Here is a 6248-nt window from a genome sequence, read left to right as displayed (position 1 = left end):
ACGTATCCAACGCGAGCTCGGCTACCTCAGCCCGGACGAATACGAGATCGCCTGGCACGCCCAGAGCGAGCCAGATAGCCTCACCCCTGCCCCGACCGGCGGCAGGTAACCACCGCTCCATCAAAGCGGGGGCAACTCACGGCGAGCATCCGGCCCGCTGGCACCCGCACCCGCCGGTACGCAGAGAGGGGCTTGACTGTGTTCCGACAACACACTGTTGGATGTCCGTCGGCCTTCCGCCGGCCCTTCAACAGTTTCGCGATTGGGCGACTCCTGATGATCCTGAACGTCCTTGACGACCTCGCGCGGGTGGCCGACGCCACCACCCCCGACCAGTACGAGCTCCCCACCCCCTCGGCGGGGCTCGACGTGCTGGCCTTGCGGCGGCACCTCACCGGCGGACTGATCTATTTCGAGGACGCCTTCCGCAACCCCGGCGCCGAGAACAACGGAGCCGACCCGCACGCCTATTCGGGGCCCGACGACCTCGACGCCGTCCTCGCGCGGCTCTCCGCCACCCTGCGGATCGCCCTGGACTCCGGAGTCGAGACGACGGTCGTGAACGTGCCCCACCTGGGCGGTTCCTTTCCCGGCAGCATCGTCATCAACATGCTTCTGATCGAAGTGATGACCCACGGGTGGGAGCTGGCCCGCGCTGTCGGCCGTCCCTGGCAGCCGGACGAAGCGACCGCCGCCCAGGCACTCGCCTTCTACCAGGCGACCATCAAGCCGGAGTGGCGCGGTCCGGGCATGGCGTTCGGCCACGAGGTCCCGATCGCGGACGACGCACCCACGATCGACCGCGTCATCGCCTTCTCGGGCCGGGATCCGGGGTGGACGCCTACCCAGAAGGCATGACCGGCGACCGACGCAGCACCACCTTGACCCTTCCGCTGCCGCCTCCACTTGTCGTCGGGACGGCAGCAAGTGTCCGTGCGCGATTTCAGGAAATCTTCGAACCCGACCGGCAGCCGGGCAGCGGCGGACGGCGGGCGACCCGCAGCGCCTCGATGTACTTGGGGATCTCCTCGTTCGCCCGCTCCAGCAGGCCGGGCGCGATCTGGTCCGCGAAGACGGCGTCGACGATGTCGCGCGAGGCGTCGTCGGGCGGCTCGACAACCCGCCCGGCCGGACCCGCCTGACGTTGCCGGAGGATCGTCAGCCTGGTCCGTACGGACGAGTGAGTGCGCTCCAGCCCGGCGATCAGCTCGTCGGCCCGTCCCGCGTCCAGCACCAGACGCCCCTCGGCGGCGAGGGTGATGAACAGCGAACCCGCGAAGGGAGTCGAGAGGGATTCGCCTTCCATCCGTTGAGTCCACCAGTCAGGTGGATTCCGACAGATATTCCCCGCACCGGAGTGCCCCGCTGTCCGCGATCTTTGCCCGGCACGGCACATCTGTCGTGCCGGCACGGGACACCACCGTCCCGCGCGCGGGTCCCCTTCGGGGACGAGCTGCCAGTACTTCCGTCGGCCCGTCAGCGCAGGTGGCGGAACGTCAGGCGGATCTCTTCGGCGAGCAGCTCCGGCTGTTCCCACGCGGCGAAGTGCCCGCCTCGGGCCAGTTCGTTGTAGTGCACCAGCCTGGGGTATTTCGCCTCCGCCCAGCGCCGGCTGCCGAGATAGATGTCGCGGGGGAAGATGCTGACACCGACCGGTACGTCGACTCTCGGATCCCGATAGCTGCGGAAGCTCTCCCAATAGATGCGCGCGGACGAGGCGGCGCTTCCGGTCAGCCAGTACAGCGTGATGTTGTCCAGCATCTCGTCGCGGCTCAACAGGGTTTCCGGGTCGCCACCGTGGTCGGTCCACTGCTGGTATTTTTCGTAGATCCACGCCGCCTGCCCCACCGGTGAGTCGGTGAGCGCGTACCCGATGGTCTGTGGGCTCTGCATCTGCTCGTGCTTGTAACCCGACTCGTTGTTCTCGAAGTCACGCTGACGTTGCAGCGCACGCTGCTCCTGCAGGTTCGTGGCTTCCTCGGTGCCGTACGTGGGGAACATGTTGGAGTGGATTGCCCGGACCGCGGGCTCACCGATGCCGCCCAGCGCAGTGGCGACGGCATGCCCCCAATCGCCGCCCTGCGCGACGAAGCGGTCGTAACCCAGCCGTCGCATCAGCTCGACCCAGGCCCGCGCGATCCGTTCGGGCCCCCAACCGGTCTCCGCCGGCTTGCCGGACAGCCCGAAGCCGGGCAGCGAGGGCAGGACGACGTGGAAGGCGTCCTCGGCGGCGCCACCGTGTGCTCGCGGATCGGCCAGCAGGGGCGCCACCTTCAGGAACTCGATGACCGATCCGGGCCAGCCGTGAGTCATCACGAGCGGGGTGGCGTCCGGTTCGGGCGAGCGCAGGTGCAGGAAGTGGATGTCGAGGCCGTCGATGTGGGTGGTCGACGGGTCCAGCGCGTTCAGCCGCGCCTCGCACAGCCGCCAGTCGTAGGAATCGCGCCAGTAGTCGCACAGCGCCCGCAACTTCCGCGACGGTACGCCCTGACTCCAGTCCTGCACCGGCTCGAGTTCAGGCCAGCGCGTACGCCCGAGCCGCTCGCGCAGATCGTCGAGCGCGGCCTCGGAGACAGCGAAGGGCCGTGGCCGGACCACGTTACTCATGAGGGAAATCCGTTCCGGAGTCGTGTCGTTCCGCGTCGGCGAGGAACGCGGCAATGTCGTCGTAGCTGTAGCGAAGCGCCAGTTGCCGGGGTGTGTGACCGGTGTGCGACCGCAGATCCAGCCGTGCGCCGGCGTCGACCAGGACACGAGCCGCTTCCCCGTGCCCGTGCCAGACCGCATCGTGCAGGGCTGTGAAGCCGTTGTAAGCGCCCTGCGCGTCGAGGTCGAGCGCCGGCGCACCGGTCCCACCGGATGCCGTCAGCACCCGCAGGACTTCGGCATGCCCGGCGAATGCGGCTTCGTGGCCCGGCGTTGCTCCCATCAATCCGTTGAGCTGTCGCGGGTCCGCACCCGCGCCGCGCAGCACGCGGACGATTTCGGTACGGCCGTCGCGAGCAGCCAATCCGAGCGCGGTGTAGTCGTCGTCGTGCCCGCCCACCGCCGGCGTTCGCTCGTCGAGCAGCGCCCCCGCGGCGATGAGCCGTTCCACCTCGGCAAGGTCGCCGGCCTTGACCGCCGCCGGCAGCGGCAGCGCACGGAGCCGGCCCGCGTCCGCAACGTCTCTGGCTCGGAGAAGGCCGGCGATGCTGTGTGCCCCGTCCTGAAGTGCCAGGTCGAGTGCCGTCTCCTGCCAGTGGTTCCGGATCGTCGTCCGAGCGCCGCGCGCCAGCAGCAGTTCGACCGCAGCCTCATGCTTGTGCTGGACCGCGTCCATCAAGGGCGTGTGCCCGAGCCGGGGCGACTGCTGATCGACGAAGGCGCCGTGGTCGAGCAGCAGACCGATGACGCCGGCATCCCCGGACTGCGCCGCCTTGTGCAAGGCGGTGGCGCCCATGTGCGGCTCGACCGTGAAAACGTCGGCTCCAGCCGCCAGCAACAGGGCGACCGGTCTCAGCCGACCGAGGCCCGACGCAATCATCAGAGGCGTACGACCGTCGCGGTCCCGATGATCGGGGCTGGCCCCCGCCGAGAGCAGTTCGCTCATCGCCACCGAGTCGCCGGACCGGATCGCGGCTTGCAGGGTCACGTCCATCCCCTTCCTGTACGCGTGTCCGCAGTTTCGGCCTTCAGCGATCTCTTCCCAGGCGACACCCTGTTCCAGGCACATGGTCAAGCACCGGACGCGGCGGGATTCGCCGACTGCGGACAGCCCTGACCAAGTTGACCCTGTTGCAGCAACACGGTGTGACATGAGTTGACACCGATTCAGCAGGGCCGCCCCGCCGCTGCTGAATCACCGACGCCGAGCTCGGAGGACCTGATGCGTGCCTTGATCGTCGACCATGCGCAGCCGTCGGGGCTCAGGCTGGGGACCGCGGCGCAACCCGCGCCCCGCCCGGACGAGGTGCTGGTCAAGGTTGCGGCGTTCGCGCTGAACGCCGGCGACCTGGCCACGGCCCGCGGGCTGAAGGACGGCAGCGTCGCCGGTTGGGAGGCCGCCGGTCATGTCGTCGAGGAGGCGAGTGACGGCTCCGGGCCCGCCGTCGGCACTGCGGTCACCACCTTCGGACACGGCGGAGGATGGGCGGAATACCGCACCGTCAACACCGCCATGCTGGGCGCTGCGCCCAAGGACGCCGACCTGGGCGCCATCAGCACAGTTCCCGTCTCAGCCAACAGCGCGCTCCGCGCCCTTCGCCGCAGCGGTCCGGCCCTGGGCCGGCGCATCATGATCACCGGCGCCACCGGTGGCGTCGGCCGATACGCGATCCAGCTCGCGCACCTGGCCGGCGCCCGGCCGATCGCCGTGACCCGCTCCCCGGAACGATTCGGCGCGGAGCTGCGCGATCTAGGGGCCCAGGTCGTCGTCGCCGACCCGGCCGACTACCAGGACACCGTCCACACCGTCATCGACACCGTCGGTGGCCCTCTCCTCGTCCGCGCCTTCGACCGGTTGAACACGTGCGGCGTCCTGATCGCCCTGGGCCACCTGGCCACCGAGGAGGAGAGCTTTCCGCCCGGCGCGCTCATGGCCACCCCCGACCGCAACAACCGGGCCGTCGTCAGCTTCCACCAGTTCGACGGCACTGCCCTGCCACCCGACTTCACCTGGCTCAGCGAGCAACTGGCCGGCGGCGTGCTCCAGCCCTCCATCGCCTGGCGCAAGTCGTGGCAACACGTGGAAGAAGCCATCACCGCTCTGCGCGACGGCACCCTGCACGGCAAGGCCGTCGCCGAACTCGACTGAAACCCCCTGGGTGTCCGCCGCTGCGCCACGGCGGCTCAGCGGCCGCACCTGAACTTGCAGCGTCGCCTGCACCTAGCGGTTGAGCGCCATGAGGTTGATCACCGGGTTAACCCGGTGATCACTCCGCGCTCCCGCAAGGCTCGCACCGCTGAGCCCGTTCGGCCGAGGCGACCTGCCGAACTAGCCGGAGCCCCGCTGTCCGAGATCGGCTACTCGAGCCGGCTCGTCAGCGCCTCGGCGAGCCGGTTGAGCACCGCTGACCGGTGCCGCTCCGGCTCGGCGTCGTCCCCCGGTCGTTCGCCCGCCGGCGCCGCCTGAGCCGCTCTCTGGCGCAGCCTGCGGATGAGCCATTGCGGCCGGTCGCTCCCCGGAGGCAGGGCACGCGCCAGCAGATCCACCACCGCCACGTCTTGATTGCTCATGGCTGCCGCCACCGCCGACGCGTCGACCGACGCGCCGCGGCGGAGCAGCTCCTCGGCCAACCCGAGGTCGACGGCATGCGCCCCGACCCGCAAGGTGTTGCCGACGGGCACCTGCCGCTCCAGCAGCCACGCCGCCACGGTGAATCCCCGCCTGCCCAGAGCGATGTCGATCGGTGTCAGACCGCCGCGAACGGACTCCGCCGGATCGCATCCGTGGGCCACAAGCTCCTGCACCAGGGCGAGGTCGTCGCCGGCGGCAGCCCGCTCCAAGGCGAGGCGTCGCAGCCGGCGCTGCCCGGCGATGGTGCCGGCCCGCAACGCACCCCGCCAATCGAGCACCGCCTCTCGCACGAGCCTGCGGAGCTTGTCCGCGGCCGTCCGCGCCCGCGGGTCACTGATCCGGCTCAGCCCCTCGACTGCCTCGCGCAGTTCCGTACCGGCCTTGTCGGTCTCCCACGGGTCATCTTCCAGGACCAGCTGGGCGAACAGCGCGTACAGGTCGGCGGCGATCGGCGCGGCCCGGTCGCCCTCGCTCAGTTCCCACCCGGTCGGCAGCCCCTGCTGCCAGCACGCCACCAATCCGTAGCCGGGCCCGTCAGCGGTGCCCACGTAGACGCGGTCAAGATACTCGAAGCCGCCGATCGGAAGATGGGACAGCCGAGCACCGTCGATCAGCTCACGCTCGTGCTCGATCCAGCCCCACAGGTCCTGGTAGCCATCGCTGTCAGGGTGGAACAACTCTCGCAACGACACCGCGACCTCGTTGCCGCCGATGCCAGCCCGCAAGTCGTAGTGGAGACTGCCCCCGAAGGACGTACGCCACAGGTCGATCAGCGGCGGGGGCAGCGGTCCGGCGCAGTGTTCGGCAACCGCAGCCAGAACCGCGTCGGTGACGGGCGGTTGCGCGTCCAGGATGAGCCGGCCCGCGAAGACCGCCACACCTGCCTCAGCGGCGGCCCGCCTCTCATCGCCGGACAGCGTCCGGGCTGGATCATCAGTCACCCGCGCATCGTAGGGGACCCAGTTACGGG

The 6248-nt window shown here is 69.8% G+C and carries 6 protein-coding genes; 2 read left to right on the top strand and 4 right to left on the bottom strand.

What is annotated here, in order from left to right:
* The first annotated feature begins 276 nt into the window (after positions 1 to 276).
* On the top strand, positions 277 to 858 hold the full coding sequence (locus tag KXC43_RS44200; protein ID WP_221382269.1) for a TIGR03086 family metal-binding protein: 582 nt from the start codon (positions 277 to 279) through the stop codon (positions 856 to 858).
* A gap of 85 nt (positions 859 to 943) precedes the next feature.
* Here the strand turns inward: KXC43_RS44200 and KXC43_RS44195 are convergent, their stop codons facing one another.
* The 3 genes from KXC43_RS44195 to KXC43_RS44185 form a co-directional block, all read right to left on the bottom strand.
* Complete coding sequence (locus tag KXC43_RS44195) at positions 944 to 1306, bottom strand: hypothetical protein (RefSeq protein WP_221382268.1); 363 nt, start codon at positions 1304 to 1306, stop codon at positions 944 to 946.
* Between the two features lie 170 nt (positions 1307 to 1476).
* On the bottom strand, positions 1477 to 2607 hold the full coding sequence (locus tag KXC43_RS44190; RefSeq protein ID WP_221382267.1) for an epoxide hydrolase family protein: 1131 nt from the start codon (positions 2605 to 2607) through the stop codon (positions 1477 to 1479).
* Positions 2600 to 3640 carry an ankyrin repeat domain-containing protein gene (locus tag KXC43_RS44185; RefSeq protein ID WP_498370583.1) on the bottom strand — a complete coding sequence of 347 codons (1041 nt, stop codon included), beginning with the start codon at positions 3638 to 3640 and terminating at the stop codon, positions 2600 to 2602. The genes KXC43_RS44190 and KXC43_RS44185 overlap by 8 nt, the downstream gene beginning before the upstream one ends.
* A 228-nt stretch (positions 3641 to 3868) precedes the next feature.
* Here KXC43_RS44185 and KXC43_RS44180 point away from each other — a divergent pair, with 228 nt between their 5' ends.
* Entirely contained in the window at positions 3869 to 4795 is a 927-nt protein-coding gene (locus KXC43_RS44180) for a zinc-binding dehydrogenase (RefSeq protein ID WP_221382265.1), read from the top strand.
* 209 nt (positions 4796 to 5004) lie between these two features.
* Here the strand turns inward: KXC43_RS44180 and KXC43_RS44175 are convergent, their stop codons facing one another.
* A complete protein-coding gene (locus tag KXC43_RS44175) occupies positions 5005 to 6219 on the bottom strand; it encodes a hypothetical protein (RefSeq protein WP_221382264.1) in 1215 nt (404 codons plus the stop codon).
* Between the last annotated feature and the right edge of the window lie 29 nt (positions 6220 to 6248).

The organism is Paractinoplanes polyasparticus, from assembly GCF_019710575.1.
GTDB lineage: Bacteria > Actinomycetota > Actinomycetes > Mycobacteriales > Micromonosporaceae > Actinoplanes > Actinoplanes polyasparticus.
Note: the sequence above shows the minus strand (reverse complement) of the source record. Positions and strands in the feature narration are given on the sequence as shown.

Bases quoted from the DNA above. Each gene is read 5' to 3' on its own strand.
- KXC43_RS44200 (WP_221382269.1), top strand. From the start codon at position 277: ATGATCCTGAACGTCCTTGACGACCTCGCGCGGGTGGCCGACGCCACC.
- KXC43_RS44195 (WP_221382268.1), bottom strand. From the start codon at position 1,306: ATGGAAGGCGAATCCCTCTCGACTCCCTTCGCGGGTTCGCTGTTCATC.
- KXC43_RS44190 (WP_221382267.1), bottom strand. From the start codon at position 2,607: ATGAGTAACGTGGTCCGGCCACGGCCCTTCGCTGTCTCCGAGGCCGCG.
- KXC43_RS44185 (WP_498370583.1), bottom strand. From the start codon at position 3,640: ATGGACGTGACCCTGCAAGCCGCGATCCGGTCCGGCGACTCGGTGGCG.
- KXC43_RS44180 (WP_221382265.1), top strand. From the start codon at position 3,869: ATGCGTGCCTTGATCGTCGACCATGCGCAGCCGTCGGGGCTCAGGCTG.